General features: G+C 69.1%; 17 protein-coding genes. 10 read left to right on the top strand and 7 right to left on the bottom strand.

Going from position 1 to position 21,393, the window contains the following annotated elements; genetic code table 11:
• Window positions 1-52: 52 nt before the first annotated feature.
• The 3 genes from CQ393_RS09245 to CQ393_RS09235 are packed head-to-tail and all read left to right on the top strand — an operon-like array spanning window position 53 to window position 2,847.
• On the top strand, window positions 53-739 hold the full coding sequence (locus CQ393_RS09245) for a C39 family peptidase (protein ID WP_228114403.1): 687 nt from the start codon (window positions 53-55) through the stop codon (window positions 737-739).
• Window positions 740-793: 54 nt separating this feature from the next.
• Window positions 794-1,513, top strand: a complete 720-nt coding sequence (locus CQ393_RS09240; RefSeq protein WP_228114402.1) for a hypothetical protein — start codon at window positions 794-796, stop codon at window positions 1,511-1,513.
• Between the two features lie 50 nt (window positions 1,514-1,563).
• Complete coding sequence (locus CQ393_RS09235) at window positions 1,564-2,847, top strand: hypothetical protein (RefSeq protein WP_153191264.1); 1,284 nt, start codon at window positions 1,564-1,566, stop codon at window positions 2,845-2,847.
• Window positions 2,848-2,874: 27 nt separating this feature from the next.
• Here CQ393_RS09235 and CQ393_RS09230 read toward each other — a convergent pair whose 3' ends face one another.
• From CQ393_RS09230 to CQ393_RS09220, 3 genes are all read right to left on the bottom strand, one after another.
• Complete coding sequence (locus CQ393_RS09230) at window positions 2,875-4,209, bottom strand: sigma-54 dependent transcriptional regulator (RefSeq protein WP_153191263.1); 1,335 nt, start codon at window positions 4,207-4,209, stop codon at window positions 2,875-2,877.
• Between the two features lie 178 nt (window positions 4,210-4,387).
• The gene (locus CQ393_RS09225; protein ID WP_343199912.1) at window positions 4,388-5,095 is read right to left on the bottom strand and encodes a C40 family peptidase; all 708 of its coding nucleotides are present in this window, start codon (window positions 5,093-5,095) and stop codon (window positions 4,388-4,390) included.
• A gap of 150 nt (window positions 5,096-5,245) precedes the next feature.
• Complete coding sequence (locus CQ393_RS09220) at window positions 5,246-5,779, bottom strand: C40 family peptidase (RefSeq protein ID WP_153191262.1); 534 nt, start codon at window positions 5,777-5,779, stop codon at window positions 5,246-5,248.
• A 110-nt stretch (window positions 5,780-5,889) separates the two neighbouring features.
• On the opposite strand from CQ393_RS09220, the gene CQ393_RS09215 reads away from it, so the two are divergent.
• The 6 genes from CQ393_RS09215 (at window position 5,890) to CQ393_RS09190 (ending at window position 11,966) form a co-directional block, all read left to right on the top strand.
• Window positions 5,890-6,372 (top strand): peptidylprolyl isomerase, encoded by a 483-nt coding sequence (locus CQ393_RS09215; RefSeq protein WP_153191261.1) that lies wholly within the window; start codon window positions 5,890-5,892, stop codon window positions 6,370-6,372.
• A gap of 143 nt (window positions 6,373-6,515) precedes the next feature.
• Window positions 6,516-7,724, top strand: a complete 1,209-nt coding sequence (locus CQ393_RS09210; protein ID WP_153191260.1) for a DUF418 domain-containing protein — start codon at window positions 6,516-6,518, stop codon at window positions 7,722-7,724.
• 249 nt (window positions 7,725-7,973) lie between these two features.
• Complete coding sequence (gene gorA / locus CQ393_RS09205) at window positions 7,974-9,332, top strand: glutathione-disulfide reductase (RefSeq protein WP_153191323.1); 1,359 nt, start codon at window positions 7,974-7,976, stop codon at window positions 9,330-9,332.
• A gap of 111 nt (window positions 9,333-9,443) precedes the next feature.
• Window positions 9,444-10,352, top strand: coding sequence for a DMT family transporter (locus CQ393_RS09200; protein WP_153191322.1), 909 nt, complete (start codon window positions 9,444-9,446; stop codon window positions 10,350-10,352).
• Window positions 10,349-10,693, top strand: coding sequence for an MGMT family protein (locus tag CQ393_RS09195; protein WP_153191259.1), 345 nt, complete (start codon window positions 10,349-10,351; stop codon window positions 10,691-10,693). Before CQ393_RS09200 ends, CQ393_RS09195 begins: the two co-directional genes overlap by 4 nt.
• 604 nt (window positions 10,694-11,297) lie before the next feature.
• The gene (locus CQ393_RS09190) at window positions 11,298-11,966 is read left to right on the top strand and encodes a rhomboid family intramembrane serine protease (RefSeq protein ID WP_153191258.1); all 669 of its coding nucleotides are present in this window, start codon (window positions 11,298-11,300) and stop codon (window positions 11,964-11,966) included.
• A gap of 155 nt (window positions 11,967-12,121) precedes the next feature.
• On the opposite strand, the gene CQ393_RS09185 is transcribed toward CQ393_RS09190, so the two are convergent.
• Together CQ393_RS09185 and CQ393_RS09180 are read right to left on the bottom strand one after the other, a co-directional pair.
• On the bottom strand, window positions 12,122-14,131 hold the full coding sequence (locus tag CQ393_RS09185; protein WP_153191257.1) for a M13 family metallopeptidase: 2,010 nt from the start codon (window positions 14,129-14,131) through the stop codon (window positions 12,122-12,124).
• 253 nt (window positions 14,132-14,384) lie between these two features.
• Window positions 14,385-16,481: a M13-type metalloendopeptidase gene (locus CQ393_RS09180; RefSeq protein WP_343199911.1), complete on the bottom strand. Its 2,097-nt coding sequence runs from the start codon at window positions 16,479-16,481 to the stop codon at window positions 14,385-14,387.
• A 156-nt stretch (window positions 16,482-16,637) separates the two neighbouring features.
• On the opposite strand from CQ393_RS09180, the gene CQ393_RS09175 reads away from it, so the two are divergent.
• Window positions 16,638-18,245: an NAD(P)/FAD-dependent oxidoreductase gene (locus CQ393_RS09175; protein ID WP_153191255.1), complete on the top strand. Its 1,608-nt coding sequence runs from the start codon at window positions 16,638-16,640 to the stop codon at window positions 18,243-18,245.
• A 101-nt stretch (window positions 18,246-18,346) separates the two neighbouring features.
• Here CQ393_RS09175 and CQ393_RS09170 read toward each other — a convergent pair whose 3' ends face one another.
• Together CQ393_RS09170 and CQ393_RS09165 are read right to left on the bottom strand one after the other, a co-directional pair.
• Window positions 18,347-19,162 (bottom strand): sel1 repeat family protein, encoded by an 816-nt coding sequence (locus CQ393_RS09170; RefSeq protein WP_153191254.1) that lies wholly within the window; start codon window positions 19,160-19,162, stop codon window positions 18,347-18,349.
• A 155-nt stretch (window positions 19,163-19,317) separates the two neighbouring features.
• Window positions 19,318-21,324, bottom strand: a complete 2,007-nt coding sequence (locus tag CQ393_RS09165) for a prolyl oligopeptidase family serine peptidase (protein ID WP_228114389.1) — start codon at window positions 21,322-21,324, stop codon at window positions 19,318-19,320.
• Between the last annotated feature and the right edge of the window lie 69 nt (window positions 21,325-21,393).

Here is a 21,393-nt window from a genome sequence, read left to right as displayed (position 1 = left end):
GCAAGGGCTCCCACCTGCCGGACCCGTATCGGAGACCGCCATGTACTGCAGGATGTTGCTGCTGGCCTGCGTCGCGACCGCGGCATGGCCGTGCGCTGCCGCGGACGTCGCCTTCAGCGGCGTGCTGCCCAACGGCGCGGTCTACCGGCAGCCGGTGGAGAGCATGCAGGAGCGGCGCTTCCGCAACCTGGTGCGGCAGCACACCGACTACAGCTGCGGGGCGGCGGCGCTGGCCACGATCCTGCGCTATGCCTACCACCTCGATGCCGACGAATCGACCGTGATCGAGGGAATGATGGGTGTGTCGGACCCGGCGCTGGTCCACCAGCGCGGCTTCTCGCTGCTGGACATCAAGCGCTACGTCGAAGCACTGGGCATGCGCGGCCGCGGCTACCGGATCAGCGAGGAACGGCTGCGCTCGCTGCGCGTGCCCGGACTGGTGCTGATGGACGTGCGTGGCTTCCGCCATTTCGTTGTGCTCAAGCAGGTGCGCGAGGACATGGCCGAACTGGCCGACCCGATCCTGGGCAACCGCGTGGTGCCGCTGCAGGACTTCCTGGCCGCATGGCCATCGCGCGCGGTGTTCATCGTCATCGGCAGCGATTTCGACCGCGACACCGTGCTGCTGCTGCCCAGCGAGAAACCCAGCGCCCGCGCGCTGTACGCGCGGCAGGGGGCGGGAACCCTCACCGAGGCCGAGCTGGTGGATTTCGGGTTCACCCATGCCGATCTGTTTTGAAGGAACCGGATCATGAACATCGCGATATGCGCCGGCCTGGCGCTGGCATTTGCAATGGCCTTCCCGGCCCACGGCGCCGACGGCGCGCCGGGCCGCAAACCACAGGAAATACCGGACTCGGAACTGAGCCTGATGCGCGGCCGCTACACCGTGGGCGGGAACGCGGTGGCCTGGTTCGGGGTGACGATGATCTCCACCTGGCAGACGGCGTCCGGCCAGCAGCTGCAGGGCGCGCTGACGCTGGCGATGGATTTCGGCGACGGCAAGGTCCCGCGGATCAGCTTCACGCCCAGCGTGAGCATCACCGCGGTCGACGCGCCGCTGCCGGACACCGGCGGGCGCAGCATCGGCGGCAGCGGCCTGCGCAACGTGGCCGGACTGGTGCAGAGCGTGCAGGTGGCCGGCGACGGCAACCAGGCCAGCAACGCCATGCAGCTGACCGTGCGCGACGCGGGAGCGTCGCCTGGCGATGGCGGCGACGCGTCCGGCGGCCAGGCGGCGCAGCGGATGGACGGCGCCAGCGCGGTGGCCGGTTTCGACGGCGAGGCGGCGCGCGTGCTGCTGCAGATCGACGGCCAGGGCGCGGTCGAGCAGTGGCTGCGCAGCGGCAGCGTGGGCCAGCGCATCGCCCTGGCGGGCGACGGGCAGCAGGCGGCCAACCGCCTGCGGATCGACCTGGTGCGGCAGGGACCGGCCGGCAACCTGCCGCTGGCGCAGAACGTGGCCCAGGCCATCACGCTGATCCGCGCAGGCGGCGTCGGCGCGGGGTACTGAGCCGGCACGGCCGGCACCGGCAATGTGGGCATCGATCGAGGAGTGGGACAATGAAACAGCTGGCGATGGCGGCGCTGGTGGGCCTTGTGGTGTTCTCGCCGGAAGCGGCGGCGCAGGCGCAGGCCGCCGATGACGAGGCGCATGTCAGGGCGCTGATGGCGCAACTGGAGACGCTCAAGGCCAGTTACGCGCAGGAGGTGCGCAGGCTGCGCGAACTGGACATGCAGGTGCAGGCGATGCAGGCGCGCCTCAACGGCCGCACCGCGACGGCCGCACCCGCCGCGGCCGCGCCGCCACCACCGGCGACGGCGCCCGCCTACGGCGAGGGATACGCCAGTTCGGCCAGCGAGGCGCGCGCGGCGAAGGAATCGGCGCGGCGCAGCGTGGACGACGTGAAACAGCAGCAGTCGGCGCTCTTCAACCGCCGGCTGACGCTGGAGAACAGCCTCACCTACGCGCGTTACGACCGCAAGCAGCTCACCCTCAACGGATTCCTCGCGCTGGATGCGATCTTCCTGGGCAACATCGCCATCGAGAACGTGGAATCGGATTCGCTGACCTACGATTTCGCCGCGCGCTGGGGCGTCGATCCGAAGCTGACGCTCAACCTCGACGTACCGTACATCGCGCGCAAGACGATCTACCAGAAGGGCGGCGCCGGCGGTTCGGCCGCGGCCGTGGCGCAGGAGGAAACCCATGGAGCCGGCATCGGCGACGTCACCGCCAGCGCGAACTACCGCCTGTTCCAGGAAGGGCGCCGGCGCCCGGAGACGGTGCTGACGCTGGGCGTCACCGCGCCCACCGGCCGCGAGCCGTACGGGCTGGACTGGACGGTGATCGAACGCGACGACGACGACTTCATCCGGTTCGCGGTGCCGGCCGAACAGCCCACCGGCAACGGGCTGTGGCAGGCGAGCATCGGCCTGTCGGCGGTGAAGACCGCCGATCCGGCCATCCTGTTCGGCAACATCGGCTACGTGCGTTCCTTTAAGCGCAGCTTCGACGACATCGATTCCAATCCGGACACGGTCAACCCGGGACAGGTGCAGCTGGGCGACGCCTACTACTTCGGCGCCGGCGTGGCGTTCGCGTTCAACGAGCGCACCAGTCTGAGCATCTCCTTCAGCGACAAGCTCAGCGCCCGCGCATCGACCCGCTACAAGGGCGGGCAGTGGGTCAAGGTGATCGGCAGCGACGCCAACGCCGGTACCCTCAACCTGGGCGTGACCTACGCGCTCACGCCGAAGGCGACGCTGGTGAGCATGCTGGGCATCGGCCTGACGCCCGATGCCCCCGATTTCACCCTGGCCTTCAAGGTGCCCTACATGCTCTAGCCGCGGCTGGCCGGCGCCGGCGGCTCCTCAGCGCAGGCTTTCCAGCTGCAGGTGGTGCTTGCGGCACAGCCGGTAGACGGTGACGCGCGAGACCTTCATCAGCCGCGCGCAGGCGCTGACGTTGTAGTGGCTGCGCGTCAGGCAGGCCACCAGCGTCTCGCGCTCGTCGCGCAGGCGCGCATCCTGCAGGCGCTCCCGGGTTTCCGCCGGCGCGGCCAGTTCCAGGTCCACGCAGTCGATCAGTTCGTTGTCGGTGGTGATGGCGGCGCGCTGCACGCGGTTGAGCAGTTCGCGGACGTTGCCGGGCCAGTGGAATTCGGCCATCGCCCTGCGCGCGGCCGGGGTGTACCCGCGCGCGCGGATGAGGTGGCGCGCGCGGAACTCGTGCAGGAAATGCAGGGCGAGCAGCTCGACGTCGCCCTCGCGCCGGCGCAGCGCCGGCATGGTCAGGCGCAGCACGTTGAGCCGGTAATACAGGTCGCTGCGGAAGCGGCCCTGTTCCATCGCCTGCTCCAGGTCCACGTGGGTCGCGGCCAGCACGCGCACGTCCACGTGGATGGACTGGTTGCTGCCGATCCGCTCGACCGTGCCTTCCTGCAGCACGCGCAGCAGGCTGGTCTGCGCCTCCATGGGCAGGTCGCCGACCTCGTCCAGGAACACGGTGCCGCGATGGGCGCTCTCGAACAGTCCGGCGCGTCGCGTGGTGGCGCCGGTGAAGGCGCCGCGCTCGTGGCCGAACAGTTCGGACTGCAGCAGGGTCGGGGCGATCGCGCCGCAGTTGACCGCATGGAAGGGATGGCCGCTGCGCGGCGACAGGCGGTGCAGCGCGTGGGCGGCCGCTTCCTTGCCGGTACCGGTTTCGCCGGTGATCAGGACCGGCAGGTCCACGGGCGCGAACTTGCGCAGGGTCGCGCGCATGGCGAGCATCGCGCTGCTCTCGCCCATCAGGCAGGCGAGCGCGTCGCCCGATGCGTCCGGCGCGGAGGTTTCCTGCAGCGCCGCCAGTTGCCGCAGCAGGTCGGCATGGTCCAGCGGATGCGGGAACCGGTGCCGGCAGTGCGACAGGACATGCTGGAGCTGCGGGTCGCTCTCGTCCGGCAGCGCCGGCAGCAGGGCGAACAGGGGAAGGTGGCGGTAGGCGACGGCCACCTCGGCGGCGGAGGCGAGCTCGCCGGCCGCGCAAGTCCTGAAATCCAGCACGCCGATCACGATGTCCTCGCTGCGCATGCCCACCCCGCCGGCTTCCGACAGCGATACCGCGCGCAGATGCCAGCCGCTGGAAGCCAGCAGGGCTCGTTCCATCGAACAGGGCATCCCGAACCAGATCACGCACCGGCGGGAGGGAGCAGGCGTTGCGGGCATGGCGGTCACCTTGCTGCAAGCGGCCAACTTATACCTTTCGTGAACCGCGGGAAATGCCGTGGAAAACGAAATGCATGCCTGAATGGGCCGCAAAAACAGGGCGCCGTGCATTCATCCGGCCAGGAACGGAAAAGCCGCGGCGGGGCCGCGGCTTTTCGTGGATCCGGACGCGGACCGGTTACAGGTCCAGGCGGCGCGCCTGCATGAACTTGTCGCCCCAGTAGCCGCTGAGCAGGGTGTCGGTGCGCACGTCCTTGCCGGTGCTCGGCGCGTGCAGGAAGCGGCCTTCGCCGACGTAGATGCCGACGTGGTCGACGCGGCCCTTGCGGCCGAAGAACACCAGGTCGCCAGCGACCAGCGCCGAGCGGTCCTTGATCAGTTCGTTGCTGGCCTGGCTGGCCATCTCGCGCGAGACGCGCGGCAGCTCGATGCCCAGCGCGGTGCGGAACACGTAGCCGACCAGGCCGCTGCAGTCGAAGCCGGCGTCCGGCGAGGTGCCGCCCCAGCGGTACGGTGTGCCCAGCAGGGTCATGGCGCGGCGCAGGATCGACTGCACCTTGCCGTCGCTGTCGTTGGCCAGCGCGGTGTCGGTCGCGCCGGCCACGCTCTTGGAGGCGTCGTAGGCCGAGAGCAGGCGGCTGAGGTCGCCGGCGAACATGGCCGAGCGGTCCATCAGCGGAATGGTGTCGTTGGCGGCCAAGTGCGGGAGCAGGGCGGCCAGGGTGGCGGTAGCGGCGGCGTCGGCCTTGCTGCGCTGGGTGGTATCGGGTTTGGCGGCGGCGGGCCTGGCGGCGGCCGGATCGGCTTCGGCTGTGCTCTGGGCGAAGGCCGGAACGGCGGCGATGGTCAGCGCCGCGGCGCACAGCAGCCGGCGGAACGCGGGAATTCGGTGACCGGGTTGACCCGGATGGGACGGATTTTCGTTCGTCACGCGGCAGTCACGGAAAAATTCGATGGGCGATCATGCCCTGTGAAGAGCTTGTATAGGTACAAATTTCGTTAATTTTTCATTATTCGATGTGACGCGGTCCGCACTTCAGCGCAGCACGCGCTTGGCGCCGGTGTAGTGGTCGCGCCAATAGGGGCCGTCCAGCAGGTCCAGCCGGACCGTGCCGCCGGTGCTCGGCGCATGCACGAAACGGCCCTCGCCGACATAGATGCCGACATGCCAGACATTGCCCCTGTCGCCGAAGAACACCAGGTCGCCGGCGGCCAGCTGGCGCGGCTCGATGCGCGGACCCTGGAGCGCGGCCAGCTCCCGCGAGGTGCGCGGCAGGTTCAGCGCCAGCATGTCGCGGTAGACGTAGTTGACCAGGCCGCTGCAGTCGAAGCCGGATTCGGGCGTGTTGCCGCCGTAGCGGTAGGGCGTGCCGACCAGGCCCAGGGCGCGCATCAGCACCGACGCGGCGGCGGCCGGGTCGGCCGGCGTCACCTGCGGCCAGGCATGCGCGGCGGCGGGAGGGGGCGTGCGCCTGGCCGGAGCATGGCCGCAGGCGGCCAGGATGGCGACCGCGGCGAGCAGGGCCGGCAGCCGCCAGCGGCGGCCGCGGAAAACTGGCGTGATGTGCATGGAGCCCGGATAATGCGCCACCTCAAGACGGCCGCCATGATGGCCGCCTCCCCGTCGGCCGGCAAGGCCGTCCCAACGTCTGCCAGCGGGCAGCCACTGAAGAGTTGCGCATGAAGATCGAAAAAGACCGCGTCGTCCGTTTCCACTACACCGTTTCCGAAGCCGGCCAGGAGCCGATCGAAAGCTCCCGCGAGCGTGGCGAGCCGCTGGCGATCCTGATCGGCCATGGCAACATCATCCCGGGCCTGGAGACGGCGATGATGGACAAGGAAGCCGGCGAGAGCTTCGGCGTGGACGTGAAGTCGGCCGACGCCTACGGCGAGCGCCGCGAGGGCCTGAGCCAGCGCGTGCCCAAGAAGCATTTCGGCAACACCCGCCTGGTCCCGGGCCAGCAGGTGATCCTGCAGACCAACTTCGGCCCGCGCGCGGTCACCGTCGAGAAGGTCGGCATGACCGTGGTCGACGTCGATCTCAACCACCCGATGGCCGGCAAGGACCTGTACTTCGACGTGGAGATCGTCGAGGTCCGCGAGGCCAGCGAGGAAGAAGTGCAGCACGGCCACGTGCACGGCGACGGCGGCCACCACCACTGACCGCCCGACCGGCAGACGCCGCCGCGAACGGCCCGCCCTGCGCGGGCCGTTCCGTTTTCCGGGCGGGCAAGCCCGGCGGCCGCGCAGGGAACGACCGCGCCGCTCCCCCATAATCGCGTGCACCGCCGCAGGAGCCCGTCGTCTTGTCCACCCCCGCATTCCAGCCCATCGCCCCGGACGAGCGCATCGCCACGCTCGACGTGCTGCGCGGCCTGGCGCTGCTGGGCATCCTGCTGATGAACATGGAGGGCTTCGTCGGCCCGCTGGACCTGTCCACCACTGGCATCGACCCGCACTGGCAGGGCGTGGACCGCTGGGCGGACGCCTTCGTCTACGTCTTCGTGCAGGGCAAGTTCTTCACCCTGTTCTCGCTGCTGTTCGGCGCCGGCTTCGCGGTGATGGCGCAGCGCGCCGAGGCCGCCGGGCGCGACTTCACCGGTTTCTACCTGCGCCGCAGCCTGGGCCTGCTGAGCATCGGCCTGGCGCATGCGCTGCTGCTGTGGTCCGGCGACATCCTGGTCGCCTATGCGCTGCTGTCCTTCCTGCTGCTGGCCTTCCGCGAGGCGCCGCGCGCCTGGTTGCCGGCGATGGGCGTGCTGGCCTGGCTGGCAGCGGTCGGATTGATGCTGCTGCTGGGCGCGATGGTGATGCTGATGCCGGCCGATGCCGCGCAGGCGGCCAGCGCGCAGGCGGCGATCGAGGCGCAACGCCAGGCCTACGGGCATGGCACCTATGCGCAGGCGGTGCTGCAGCGCCTGCACGATTTCGGCGCGTCGCTGGGCGCGCTGCTGGTGGTGGGGCCGCAGGTGCTGGGCATGTTCCTGATCGGCAGCTGGTTCGCGCGCAGCGGTGCCATCGCCCGGCCCGACCAGCATGCGCGCCTGTTCGCCTGGCTGCGCCGGGGCGCCTTGCCGCTGGGCCTGGCGCTGATGCTGGCCAGCGCGTGGTACCAGCCCTGGCTGGCGCCGGGCCGTTTCGACCTGCGCTCGGCCGTGGCGTATGCCGCCGGCTCGGTCGCGGGCCTGCTGATGTGCCTGGGCTATCTGGCCTGGGGCGTGCGCTGGAGCCACGCGCTGAGGTGGCTGGCGCCGGCCGGCCGCATGGCCTTGAGCAATTACCTCGGGCAGTCGCTGGTGTGCACGCTGTTGTTCTACGGCTACGGGCTGGGAGGGTTCGAACAGATGGGACGCGCCTGGCAGCTGCTGTTCGCGGTGGCGCTGTTCGCCGCGCAGGTGGCGCTCAGCCGGTTCTGGCTGCGCCGTTTCCGCTTCGGGCCGGTGGAGTGGCTGTGGCGGGCGATCACCTACTGGCGGCTGCCGCCGCTGCGCCGCGGCGAAGCGGGCGCGCAATAGCAAGGCGCCGTCGACCTGCAGCAAGAAGCCTTCTCCCAGCGGGAGAGGGGCATCGCCCGCCCGATCGCTCCGGAGTGAGAAGGAAACGTCCGGTCTTGCCGCTTCGGGCCCTGGAAGCATTTGCAGGCCCGCTACAGCCGGACATGGCATGCTCGCCATCAGCATGGGCAACAGGAGTGGACAACCGATGGCCGAATTCATCACCGGGCATGCGCCGATGATCGACCCTTTCCGCCGCCGCTTGGCGTGTTGCCGGTGAGCCCGCAGTCGTTCGACGTGGTGGTGCTCGGCGGCGGCTCCGGCGGCCTGGCGGCGGCGTTCCGCGCGGCCTCCCACGGCGCGACGGTGGCGATGCTGGAACCGGCGCTGCTGGGCGGCACCTGCGTCAACGTCGGCTGCGTGCCGAAGAAGGCGATGTGGCTGGCGGCCGACCTGGCCGAACGCATCGCGCTCGCCTCGCAGCTGGGGTTCGACGTGCCGGCGGCGCCGCAGGTGGCCTGGCCGCGATTGCTGCAGCGCCGGCAGGCGTACATCGACGGCATCCACGCCAGCTACCGCCAGCGGCTGCAGGACACCGGCGTGGCGCACATCGCCCAGCGCGGCCGCCTGCTCGACGCGCGCACCGTGGAATGCGGCGACGGCACCCGGCTGCATGCCCGGCACATCGTCATCGCCACCGGCTCGCATGCGCTGAAGCCGGACCTGCCCGGCGCCGGGCTGGGCGGCGTCTCGGACGATTTTTTCGCCCTGCAGGCCGCGCCGGCGCGGGTGGCCATCGTCGGCGGCGGCTATATCGCGGTCGAACTGGCCGGCGTGCTGCATGGACTGGGTAGCGATGTGACGCTGCTGGTGCGCGGCGGGGAACTGCTGTCGCAGTTCGATGCGGAGATGACCGCGCAGCTGGCGGAGAACCTGCGCCAGCAGGGCATCGTCGTGCGCTTCGGATGCCAGGTGCAGGCGCTGCAGCGGCGCGGGGACGGCATCCACGCGCACCTGCGGGACGGCCCGGCCGATGCCGTGTTCGATACCGTGCTGTTCGCCACCGGCCGCGCGCCGAGCACGCGCGGGCTGGGGCTGGAAGCGGCGGGCGTGGCGCTCGACGACCAGGGCGCCATCGTGGTCGATGCGTTCCAGGACACCTCCGTGCCCGGCATCAGCGCGGTGGGCGATGTGACCGCGCAGGCGATGCTGACGCCGGTGGCGGTCGCCGCCGCGCGCCGGCTGATGGATCGCCTGTACGGCGGCCAGCCGGACGCGCGGCTGGACTACGACAACGTGCCCAGCGTGGTGTTCTCGCACCCGCCGCTGGGCAGCGTCGGGCTGAGCGAGGAACAGGCGCGCGACCGCTTCGACACGGTCAGCACGTACCACAGCCGGTTCCGGCCGATGCTGCAGGCGCTCGGCGACGGACGGACGCGCACGCTGTTCAAGATGGTCTGCGCCGGCGAGGACGAGCGGGTCGTCGGCCTCCACCTCTTGGGCGATGGCGCCGAGGAGATCCTGCAGGGGTTCGCGGTGGCGCTGAAGGCCGGGGTGACCCGCCGGCAGATGGCGGACACGGTCGCGATCCACCCGACCTCGGCCGAGGAGGTAGTGTTGATGCGCTGAGCGCGCCGCTGGCGGGATAATGCCGGGGCCATCTCCCCCCGATGCCGTCATCCCGTGAATGCTCCTTCCAGGCGCGCCGCCGCGGCGCCGCCGGCGCCCGTTCCTTCGCCGCTGCCGACCACCTCGCGCCGCCTGCTCGCCGGCGGGCTGCTGCTGGCCGCCCTCGGCGCCATCGCCGCCTCCGGCAAGGCGGTGATCGTCAAGCTCGCCTACCGCCACGGCGCCGACGCCACCACGCTGCTGGCGCTGCGCATGCTGGTCGCGCTGCCGTTCTTCGTGGCGATGGGCGCGTGGGCCACGCGCCGGGCGCAGCCGCTGTCGCGCGGCGACCTGTGGCGGGTGGCGGTGCTGGGCTTCAGCGGCTACTACCTGTCCAGCTACCTGGATTTCCTCGGACTGCAGTACATCAGCGCGACGCTGGAACGGCTGATCCTCTACCTCAGCCCGACCCTGGTGGTGCTGATCGCGCTGGCGGTGCTGCGGCAGCGGCCGACGCGGCTGCAGGTGGCCGCGCTGCTGGTCAGCTACCTCGGCGTGCTGCTGGCGTTCGGGCACGACATCCAGCTCGACGGCCGGCGCACGCTGATCGGCTCGGCGCTGGTGTTCGCCAGCGCGCTCAGCTACGCGGTCTATCTGTTCGGCAGCGGGCAGGCGGTGGCGCGGATCGGCGCGGTGCGCCTGACCGCCTACGCCAGCACCGTGGCCTGCGCGCTGTGCATCGGCCAGTACCTGCTGCTGCAGCCGCTGGCCGCGCTCGCGGAACAGCCGGCGCCGGTGTACTGGCTGTCGCTGCTCAACGGCACCGTGTGCACGGTGCTGCCGGTGCTGGCGATCATGGTCGGGGTCAAGCGCATCGGCTCCTCGCTGGCGGCGCAGGTGAGTATGCTGGGCCCGGTATCCACGATTGTGCTGAGCGTATGGCTGCTCGACGAACCGATGGGCCCGTGGCAGACCGCCGGCACCGTGCTGGTGCTGCTGGGCGTGTTGCTGGTGGGCAGCGGCGTGGCCAGGAAGCGATGAGTGCGGCCGACGCTGCCGGCACCACGCACGCGCGCATCCTGGCGGTGATCCGCGCCATCCCGCGCGGGCAGGTGATGGGTTATGGCGAAGTCGCGGCCAAGGCCGGATTGCCGGGCCGCGCGCGGCTGGTGGCGAAGCTGCTCGGCGCCAACGAGGACCGGAGCCTGCCGTGGCACCGGGTGCTGCGCTCGGACGGGCGCATCGCCATGCCCGAGGGCTCGGCCGGCTGGCGCGAGCAGGGCCAGCGGCTGCGCGCCGAGGGTGTCCAGGTCGAAAACGGCCGGGTCAAGCGCGAGCGCCCGGCGCGTGACCTGGATGCCCAGATCTGGGGACCTGCCTGAAGCAGGAGCGAATGAAGAGGAGCGGGGAACGAAAGGGGGACACCGCGCCCGCGGGTTTCAAGTGAGCGGATCGAGAGTGCGGCTGACAGCCGGCACCCGCGGATGTGTCCGGAGGAAAGCCCCCTGAGTCAGGGGGCGGCCGCGAAGCGGCGGGGGTATGGAAGCACGAGATGGGGCCTGCGGTTTGCGCCGCAAACCGTGGGGCGTCAGCGCGAAGGCGATGACGCATTCCCCCCTGAGTCAGGGGGCGGCCGCGAAGCGGCGGGGGTATGGAAGCATGAGATGGAGCCCGCGGTTTGCGCCGCAAACCGTGGGGCGTCAGCGCGAAGGCGATGATGCATTCCCCCTGGGTCAGGGGGCGGCCGCGAAGCGGCGGGGTATGGAAGCACGAGATGGGGCCCACGGTTTGCGCGGCAAACCGTGGGGCGTCAGCGCGGAGGCGATGACGCATTCCCCCTGAGTCCAGGGGGAGGGCGGCGGGAAGCGGTGGGGGTATGGGAGCGCGAGATGGGACCCGCGGTTTACCTTGCCGAAGCGATGACGCATCGGCGAAGGCCATGACGCATCCCCGGCTATCATGGCAGCAGTTCCCAAGGATGCCGCCATGTTTCCCCGACTGCCCACCGTCACCAAGGCGCTGCTGATCGCCAACGTCGTCCTGTTCGTCCTCCAGCAGCCGTTCCTGCTGGGGCTGGAAACGTTCGAGCCGTTCATGCTGTGGCCGATCAGTTCCGGTGGCTTCGATCCGTTCTCGCCGGGTCAGAACTTCCAGCCCTGGCAGCTGCTGACCTACGGCTTCCTGCACGGCGGTTTCAGCCATCTGTTCTTCAACATGCTGGCATTGTTCATGTTCGGCGCGCCGCTGGAACTGACCTGGGGCGAGAAGCGCTTCGCCATTTACTACCTGGCGTGCGTGGCCGGCGCCGGCCTGTGCCAGCTGCTGGTGGCGGCGCTGGTGGGCGAGGGCGGCCCGGTGCTGGGCGCCTCCGGCGGCGTGTTCGGCCTGCTGCTGGCCTACGGCATGCTGTTCCCGAACCAGCGGGTGATGCTGCTGTTCCCGCCGATCCCGATGAAGGCGCGCACCTTCGTGATCGTGTTCGGTGCGATCGAACTGATGCTGGGTTTCACCGGCTGGCAGCCGGGCGTGGCGCACTTCGCGCACCTGGGCGGCATGCTGTTCGGCTGGCTGCTGATCCGCTACTGGCGCGGGCAGCCGCCGTTCAACCGGCGCGGCGGTGGCGGGCGGCCGAACCACCTGCGCCGGGTGAAGTGACGCGCAACGCGCGTCACGTAGGAGCGCAGCTTGCTGCGCGATGAGGCTTTACCGAGAAGTCTCCATCGCGCAGCAAGCTGCGCTCCTACGAAGACAGAGAACGAAAAAGGCGCGGGATTCCGCGCCTTTTTCGTGGTGCGTGGCGGCGCGGCCGGTCAGCGCCAGACCTTGATCTGCTCGGCCTCGGTGCGCTGCATCGGCTGGCCCGGCTTGCACTGGAACGCCGTGCCGAAGGCCGGCAGGTTGGCCAGCGGGCCGTTGGTGCGCCAGCGGCCCGGCGCGCGGGCCTCGGCGGTCAGCCGCTGCACTGCCGCGTTGGGCGAGAGCTGCTGCGGCCACAGCGAGGCCCAGGCGCGGAAGAAGGCCTGCTGGTCGGCCGGCTTGGCCTCGGGCTGCGCGGCGGCGAAGGCCTCCCAGGCGATCTCCATGCCGGAGATGTCGGCCATGTTCTCGTCGCGGGTCAGCTCGCCGTTGACCTTGGCGTCCTTCACCCCCGGGAACGCGTAGCCGGCGTACTGCGCGGCGACGCGGTTGCCGATCAGGGTCCAGGCGCTCTTGTCGGCCGGGGTCCACCAGCTGCGCAGTTCGCCCTTGGCGTCGACCAGCGCGCCCTTGGCGTCGATCGCGCGGCTGATCTCGTGGGCGACCAGCGCGCCGTAGGCGCCGAACTTGCCGGGCAGTCCGGCGGCATCGGTGAAGATCGGGCCCTGCAGCGCGGCGGCGGTGACGATCAGGCGGTTCTGCGCCAGGTCGTAGGCCAGCGCCGGCTGCTGCGGCAGCACGTCCCAGCGGCGGTCGGCGTTGCCCTTGCCGATGCGCTTCATTTCCTGGGCGTGGCGCCAGGTCGAGGCGATCAGCATGTTGCCGCCGAAGCTGCCGCGGCCCATCGGCTGCACGGTGTAGTCCAGGTCGCGCAGCGGCTTGCCGATCTCGATCTTCAGCGCGGCCAGCTTGGCCTCGGCCTCGGCCTTGGCCTCGGCGCTCATCCACGTGCTGCGCTTGACCGCGGCGATCTGCGCCTCGCGGATCTGGTCGACCATCAGCCCGGCCTGGCGCAGCGCGTCGCGGCTGACGTAGGCGGCGGCGTACTCGTGGCCCAGCATCGGGCCGGCGGCGACGTTGATGGCGTCGAGCACCTGCTCCCTGCGCGCCGGGGCGATCGTCTGCCCGCGCAGCACGCGGCCGCGGAACTCGAATTCGGCGTCGCGGTAGGCCTTGGACAGGTACGGTGCCATCGCATCGCCCACGCGCCAGCGCAGGTAGGCCTTCCACTGCTCGGCGGGCAGGCGCGTGATCAGGCCGTTGAGCTGCTGGAACAACGCCGGATCGGACAGCGACACCAGGTCGTCGTTGACGCCCTGCGCCTTGAGGAAAGCGTCCAGCTGCAGGTTCTTGTAGCGGCCGGTCAGGTCCTTGGTGGACACCGGCGCATAGTTGTTGAACGGGTTGTTGATGCCGGCCAGCGGCTGCGCGCTGCGCGCCAGTTCGGTCTCCAGCTGGATCACCAGCGCCGATTCGGCGTCGAGCCTGTTGGCCGCGGTGCCGGTCAGCGCCAGGATCTGCTTGACGTAGGCGCGGTAGCGGCCCATCAGCGCGACGGTGTCGGCATCGGTACGGGTGTAGAAGGCCGGGTCGGGCAGGCCCATGCCGCCCTGCATGAAGTAGCCGATGTGGCGGTCCAGCGCCTTCAGGTCCACGTCCGGGGCGAAGTTGAACGCCACCGGGATGCCGACCTGGTGCAGCGCGGCGATCGAGGCGGGGATGTCCTTGGCCTTCTTGATCGCGTTGATGCGGCCCAGCAGCGGCGCGATCGGCTTGGAGCCGTCGGCCTCCACCGCCGCCTCGTCCAGGCCGCTGGCCCAGAAGTCGCCCAGCAGTTTCTGCACGTTGCCCTGTGGCGCCGTCATCGCGCGGTCCAGCAGCTGGCGCTGCTGGTCGCGCGCGTTCTCCGCCAGCTGCCCCAGCGCCGTCACCGCGCCGACCTGCGGCACCGGATTGGCCTTGAGCCAGTCCGCGTTGGCCTGCTCGTAGAAATCGGTACAGGCGGGGCTGACCGCTGGCGCGCGGGGCGCGGCCTTCTTGCGCGCGGCATCGGCGCCTGGCGCGGACAGCGCGGCGGCCAGGCCGAAGGCCAGTGCCAGGGAAAGCGGACGGAGAGTGGGCATGTGCAGCGAATCCATCATGGATTGAAAGTGGGCGGAGTTTAACAAGCCGGCACCGGCGCGGGTGTCGTCGTGCCGTCGGCCGCGGTGCGGGACGGCGCTGCCGTACATTTACCTCGTGCAGCGCCCCGGCCATGCCGCGCCGGCCGTGGGCGGAACCGCCGCCGCGCACTGCCGGACACGGGAACACGCACCGGAAAAAGCGAAGGCCCGGATCGCTCCGGGCCTTCGTCGGTACCGTGGTTTCAGCCGCGGCTTACCAGATCACCACCTGCTTGTCGCCGGTACGGGCCATCGGCGCGCCGGCCTTGCACTGGAAGGCGGCGGCGAAGGTCGGCAGGTTCGACGGCGCGCCCATGGCGCGGAACTGCGCCGGTGCGTGCGGGTCGGTGGCCAGGCGGACCTTGGCGTTCTCCGGGGTGTACTTGGTACGCCACACGGTGGCCCAGTTGAAGAAGAAGCGCTGGTCGCGGGTGAAGCCGTCGACCTTCGGGTCTTCCTTGCCGGCGCTGGCCTTCTGCAGGGCGTCGTAGGCCGTGGCCAGGCCGCCCAGGTCGGCGATGTTCTCGCCCAGGGTCAGCGAGCCGTTGACGTTCTGGTCGCCGACCTTGTACGCGTCGAACTGCTTGACCAGCTTGCCGGTCAGGCCGGAGAAGCCCTTGGCGTCGGCCTCGCTCCACCAGTTCTCGAAGTTGCCGGTCGGCCCGAAGCGGCTGCCCTGGTCGTCGTAACCGTGGGTCATCTCGTGGCCGATCACCGCGCCGATGCCGCCGTAGTTCAGCGCGTCGTCGGCGTTCGGGTCGAAGAACGGCGGCTGCAGGATGGCGGCCGGGAACACGATCTCGTTCTGCAGCGGGTTGTAGTAGGCGTTGACCGTCTGCGGGGTCATGCCCCACTCGGTCTTGTCCACCGGCTGGCCGATCTTGGACAGCGCGAACTTGTAGTTGAACGCGTTCGCGGCGCGGATGTTGCCCAGGTAGTCGTCATGCGAGGTCTGCAGGCCGCTCCAGTCGCGCCACTTGTCCGGGTAGCCGATCTTCGGGGTGAAGGTCTCCCACTTGGCGATGGCCTTGGCCTTGGTCTCCTCGCTCATCCACGGCAGGTTCTGGATGCGGTCCTTCAGCGCGGCGGCCAGGTTCTTCACCAGTTCTTCCATCTTGGCCTTGGCTTCCGGCGAGAAGGCGACCTTGACGTACATCTGGCCGAAGGCTTCGCCGGCGTCGTTCTCGATGGTGCCCAGCACGCGCTTCCAGCGCGGTTTGATTTCCTTCTGGCCGTTGAGCTCCTTGCCGTAGAACGCGTAGTTCTCCTGTACGAAGGCATCGCTCAGGTACGGCGAGGCGCCGTCGACGGTGTGGAAGCGCAGGTAGGTGCGCCACATGGCCGGGTCGGTGTCGCCCAGCATCTTGCTCACTTCCTGGTGGAAGCCCGGGATCGCCAGCGAGAACTTCTCCGGCGTGGCCACGCCCTGCGCCTCGAAGAACTTGCTCCAGCTGAAGTTCGGGGTGAGCTTATCGGCGTCGGCGACGGTGACCGGGTTGTAGTACAGCGACACGTCGCGCGAGAGCTCGACGCTGGACTTGGAGGCCTTGGCCAGGCGGGTCTCGAACTTGACCACGTCCTCGGCCTGTTTGGCGGCATCGGCCGCGGCCACGCCGGACAGTTCCAGCACCTTGGCCACGTGCGCCTGGTAGGCCTTGAGCTTGTCGGCCTTCTTGGCGTCGGTGTAGTAGGTGGTGTCCGGCAGGCCCAGGCCGCCCTGGCTGGCGTAGGCCATGTTCACCGACGAATTCTTGAAGTCCGCTTCCGGACCGAAGCCGAACAGCACGTTCTCGCCCTTGGCCGCGCTGGTGCGCAGGTAGTTGGCGATGGCGTCCTTGTCCTGCAGGGCGTCGATGGCGTCCAGGTCGGCCTTCAGCGGGGTGATGCCCAGCGCATTGATCTTGGCTTCATCCATGCCCGAGGCCCAGAAGTCGCCGACGATCTTCTCCACGCCGGTGGCGTTCTTGATCGCCGCGGCCTGCTCGGCCAGCTGGTGCTGCACGGCGACCGAGCGCTCGTCCAGGATGGTGAAGGCACCCCAGCTGGTGCGGTCGGCCGGGATCTCGTTGGCGCTCAGCCACTTGTCGTTGACGTAGCCGCCGAAGTCGGTGCAGGCGTCCTTGCTCGGGTCCAGGTCGGCCGCGGTGAAGGCGTTGTAGGCCGGCAGCTTGGACTCGTCCAGCTTCAGTTCGGCGGCGGCCTCGGGCGCCGGCGTGGCGACGGCCGCGGCCGGGGTTTCTTCTTTCTTGCAGCCGACCAGCGCGGCCGAGACGGCCAGGGTCAGCAGGAGAATCTGGGGTTTGCGAACGATCACAGGAGGCCTCCAGGCCGGATTCGGTGCATGGGGTGAGACCCCGATCACAGGGGCGTGCGCAGAAGATACGCCTGTAACCGTCGCCGAAAGGGTGTCGAAGGTCATGCCGGTTGCCGGGGCCGGCGGCGGGCGGCGGGTGATATACAGGTCCCCATGGCAGACAACTCTTCGCGGCAGTGGGATGCGGTGCTGGTGGGCGGCGGCCACAACGGACTGGTCTGCGCGGCCTACCTGGCCAGGGCCGGCAAACGGGTGCTGGTGCTGGAGCGGCGCGACGTGGTCGGCGGCGCCGCGGTCACCGAGGAATTCCACCCCGGTTTCCGCAACTCGGTGGCGTCCTACACCGTGTCCCTGCTGCAGCCCAGGGTGATCGAGGACCTTGCGCTCGAACGCCACGGCCTGCGCGTGGTGCCGCGGCGGATCAACAACTTCCTGCCGCTGCCCGGAGGCCGCTACCTGCTGGCCGGCGGCGGGCGCACCCGCCGGGAGGTGGCGAAGTTCTCCGCCCGCGACGCCGAGCGCCTGCCCGCCTACGAGCAGCGCCTGGAAATGTTCGCCGACGTGCTGCGCGCGGTGGCGCTGCAGCCCCCGCCGAACGTGACCGACGGGGGCTGGCTGCGCGCGCTGCCGGAACTGTGGAAGGCTGGCCAGCTGGGGCGGCGCCTGCAGGGGCTGGACGCCGGCCTGAAGCAGGAACTGCTGGACCTGTTCACCATCTCCGCGGCAGAGTACCTGGACCGCTGGTTCGAAAGCGAACCGATCAAGGCGCTGTTCGGCTTCGACGGCATCGTCGGCAACTACGCCAGCCCGTATGCGCCGGGTACTGCCTACGTGCTGCTGCACCACGTGTTCGGGCAGAGCAACGGCGTCAAGGGCGCGTGGGGGCACGCGATCGGCGGGATGGGCGCGATCACCCAGGCCATGGCGCGTTCGGCGATCGAATCGGGCGCTGTCATCCGCACCGGCGCGGGGGTGGAGCGCGTGCTGGTGGAAGGCGGCCGGGCGACGGGCGTGGTGACCGATGCCGGCGAGATCATCCATGCCCGCGCGGTGGTCGCGAACGTGAACCCGAAACTGCTGTACGAGCGGTTGCTGGCGCCGGCGGATGTGCCGGCTGCTACCCGCGAGCGCATGGCGAACTGGCGCTGCGGCTCGGGCACCTTCCGCATGAACGTGGCGCTGTCGCGCCTGCCGGATTTCAGCGTATTGCCGGGGCAGGGCGACCACCTCACCGCCGGCATCATCATCGCCCCCAGCCTGGACTACATGGACCGCGCCTGGCAGGACGCGCGCCGCCACGGCTGGTCGCGCGAACCGGTGGTGGAAATGCTGATTCCCAGCACGCTGGACGATTCATTGGCGCCCCCGGGCCAGCATGTCGCCAGCCTGTTCTGCCAGCACGTCGCCCCGCAGCTGCCGGACGGACGCAGCTGGGACGACCACCGCGAGGAAGTGGCCGACCTGATGATCGCCACCGTCGAGCGCCACGCCCCCGGCTTCGCCGCCTCGGTACTGGGCCGGCAGATCCTCAGTCCGCTCGATCTGGAGCGGACCTTCGGCCTGATCGGCGGCGACATCTTCCACGGCGCGCTGAGCCTCAACCAGCTGTTCAGCGCCCGGCCCATGCTGGGCCAGGCCGACTACCGCGGCGCGATCCCCGGGTTGTACCTGTGTGGTTCGGGCACGCATCCGGGGGGCGGTGTGACTGGAGCGCCGGGGCACAACGCGGCGCGGGCGATTCTAAAAAACAACAGCCGCTAAGAGCGGCTGTTGTGGGTTATTGCCAGGCGGCCATCAGCGTTTGCCGGCGTCGCCCTGCAGTTGAGGCATCGCTCGCTGACGGCGGGCGATGCCTCTGTCCCTCAGGGCTTGTCGCCGATGCCTTCAATGCGGGGCATTTCATTGCCCGCATCCGGTTCCGAAACGTCCTGCAGCGGCGCGACCGCGGGTATACGGGGCGGCTGTGCATCGGCGGGGATCTGTTGGGCAGAACCGACGTTGACCGTGGCGATACGCGGTTTCATCCACACCGAGTCCTGCCACGCCTGGTACTTGGCGGGATCCCAGTAGCGGTCGTCATAGAACTTGGTGCCATCGATCTGGGTGGTGCCACTGGCCGTAGGAACGATGATCTTGACGTTCCCGGCAAAGCCCGTGCGGCTGCCGGTCAACGCCCGGCGCTCGCGGCGCAGCTTGGTGGCGATGCGCGGCAGCGCGGCGGCATCGCCATAGCGCGCGTAGATGTCCTGTCCCAGGCTTATCGCCCTGGTGCGCTCGCTTTCGGACAGCTCCGCCCAATAACGTTCGCGCAACCCCGCGAACCCTTCGTATCCGCGCTCGGCGGCGAGGTCCATCCAGGCATAGGCCAACGCGCGATCCTCGGCGGTGCCCACGCCGGTCCAGAGCATTTCGGCGACCATCCCCTGCGAGGGCTTGTCTCCATAGAACGAGGCGTACTGGAAATACTGGAAAGCCTTTTCGCGGTCGCCTGCCTTGTGCTTCTCCAGGCCCAGCAGGCGGAAGCGCAGGTCCGGGTGGCCATTCAGGAAGCCGGCCGTGATCATCAGCTGATCCTCGGTGGGATCGGCCGGCGCCGCAGCATTGTTGCCCGCCACTACCGGCGCGGCGGTGGCGAACACGAGCAGCGCGGCCAGGGCGATGGGGGTCTTGCGAATCATGCGGGGTCCTTGTGCATTCCATGTCTTGGCGACATGGTCGGTGAAAGCGGAAGGGGCGTGAACGGCCAGAAGTCATTGGCCGAAAAGGCAATGGAGGCCGTAGCCTCCATTGCCATGCTGCCAGGACGCATCGGCGTGGCCGATGTGACCGGGATTTACTTCGCCTCGGAAACCGGCGTCGAGTTGCCCACGCTGCCCTTGCCATCGCCGATATGGCGCTGGAAGAAGTTCAGCATTTCGGTGTAGAGGTTCACCCGGGCTTCCTCGCCGTAGAAACCGTGCATCTCGCCCGACTGGATGATCATCCCTTCAGGTTTGTTGCCAGCGGCGATCAACGCCTTGTTCATCAGCTCCGTCTGTTCGGGGACGGCACGCTCGTCGCGTGCGCCCGCGGCGAGGTAGACCGGAATCTTGACCTCGCCCGCACGCAGTGCCGGCGAGGCGCGGTTCCAGTCGGCGCGGTCGGAACCATGGGTCCTGCGCAGGTAGCGCAGGCCCGAATCCCGCTGCGGGATGTCGCCCTTCTTGAACAGCATGTCCACGTCGTAGACGCCGACATAGCCGAATGCACATTGGAACAGTCCCGGTTCGCGGATCGGGGCCATCAGCGCCGAGTAGCCGCCGAAGCTGCCGCCGTAGATGCAGATGCGATCGCGATTGACGTAGCCGTTGTCGATGGCCCAATGCGTGGCTTCCAGGATGTCGTTCTGGATTCCCTGGTCCCACTGGCGGTGGCCGGCGTCCTGGAAAGCCTTGCCATATCCGCTGGAGCCGCGGAAGTTCACCTGCAGCGTCGCGTAGCCGCGGCTGGCGAACAGCTGGGTCTCCGGATTGAAGCCCCAGTTGTCGCGGGGGCCGATGGGACCGCCGTGCGGATTGACGATCAGCGGCAGGTTCTTGCCGTCGGAGCCGTGGGGAATGGTCAGGTAGCCGTAGATCCGCTTCCCGTCCTTGGTCGTCAAGCTGAACGACCGGATGGACGCCATCTGCGCCTTGTTGAGCTGGGGGCGCCTTGCCATCAGGAAGCGGGCCTTCCCGGTATCGCGGTCGTAGAGATAGAGCTCGCCCGGATTGTTGTCGCTGTAGACGCTTACGATGATCTTCTTGCCATCCTGCGTATAGCTGGAGAAGTCCACCATCTGGCCTTCGAACGCCGACGCCAGCGAGGCGTAGATCTCGGCGTCGGGATGATCCTCGTTCAGCAGCTTGACCGCGGGCGTGCCGGCTTCAGTGACCACGCCGATGAGGGTGTTGTCGTCCGTGGACCAGATCATGTCCGAGACTTCGGCGACAGGGTCCTGGAACAGCTTGTTGAACGTGCCGGTCGTGACATCGAGCGTGCCGATGGCCGCAGGTGCCTTTTCGTCGTCCTCGCTGGCGTAGACCGTTCCTTCGTGCGTGGTGCGGACCACGTCCAGATGCTTGCCGTCGGACTTCGACGAATTGAGCAGCGTCCAGCTGCTGCCGTCGCGTCGATACAGTTCGCTGCGTTCCTCGTATTCGCCGTCCTCGTTCTTGCTGGAGGAGCAGATCGCGAAGCGCGGCATTTTTTCCGCATCCAGGGCGATGCTGCAGTTCTCCTTGGGCGCGCGGCCAAGCGAGGTGCGGCGGCCGGTCAGCGTGTCCATCTTCACTACTTCGGTATTGCCGCCTTCCGAAGAGCGGTAGGAGATCGACTGCATGATGACGTTCTGGTCGTCATCCCGGAGCGTATCCAGCAGCGAGAATCCCTGGTTGCCGACGGTCTTGCCACGCTGGGTGCTGTCCTGCGCGCCGTAATGGATCAGGGGCCGCGGCTGGCTGCCGTCGGCATTGACCGCATACCACTCACCGGTGGGGCTGGGCTGGGCGTAGCCGCCCATCTTCTTCACGGAATTGAACATCAGCCGCTCGGGGCTGGTCCAGTAGAAGGAGCCGATGCTCTTCTTTTCGGGAAGCTGGTTGATCTTCAGGACCTTCAGGTCGCTGGTGCGCAGGACGGTCAGTACGTCCTGGTCGCCCTGGTCGACGGTGATGGCGAGGTACTCGCCGGTCGGGGAGATCTTGACGGTGCCATACGTGGCATGGCCCACGAAATCCTTGATCGGCTGCGAAGTGGCGGCATGTGCATCGGCGATGGCGCCGGACATGGCCACTGCCAGCAGGGGCAGAATGCATTTCAAGAGTGTTCTCCAGGAGTTGAACGGGTATCGGTGGAGCAACAAAGGAAAGCCCGGCCGGAGCCGGGCTTT

The sequence above is a fragment of the Stenotrophomonas sp. MYb238 genome (assembly GCF_009496535.1).
In the GTDB taxonomy this organism is placed as follows: domain Bacteria; phylum Pseudomonadota; class Gammaproteobacteria; order Xanthomonadales; family Xanthomonadaceae; genus Stenotrophomonas.
This window is presented reverse-complemented; position numbering and strand designations above follow the sequence as displayed.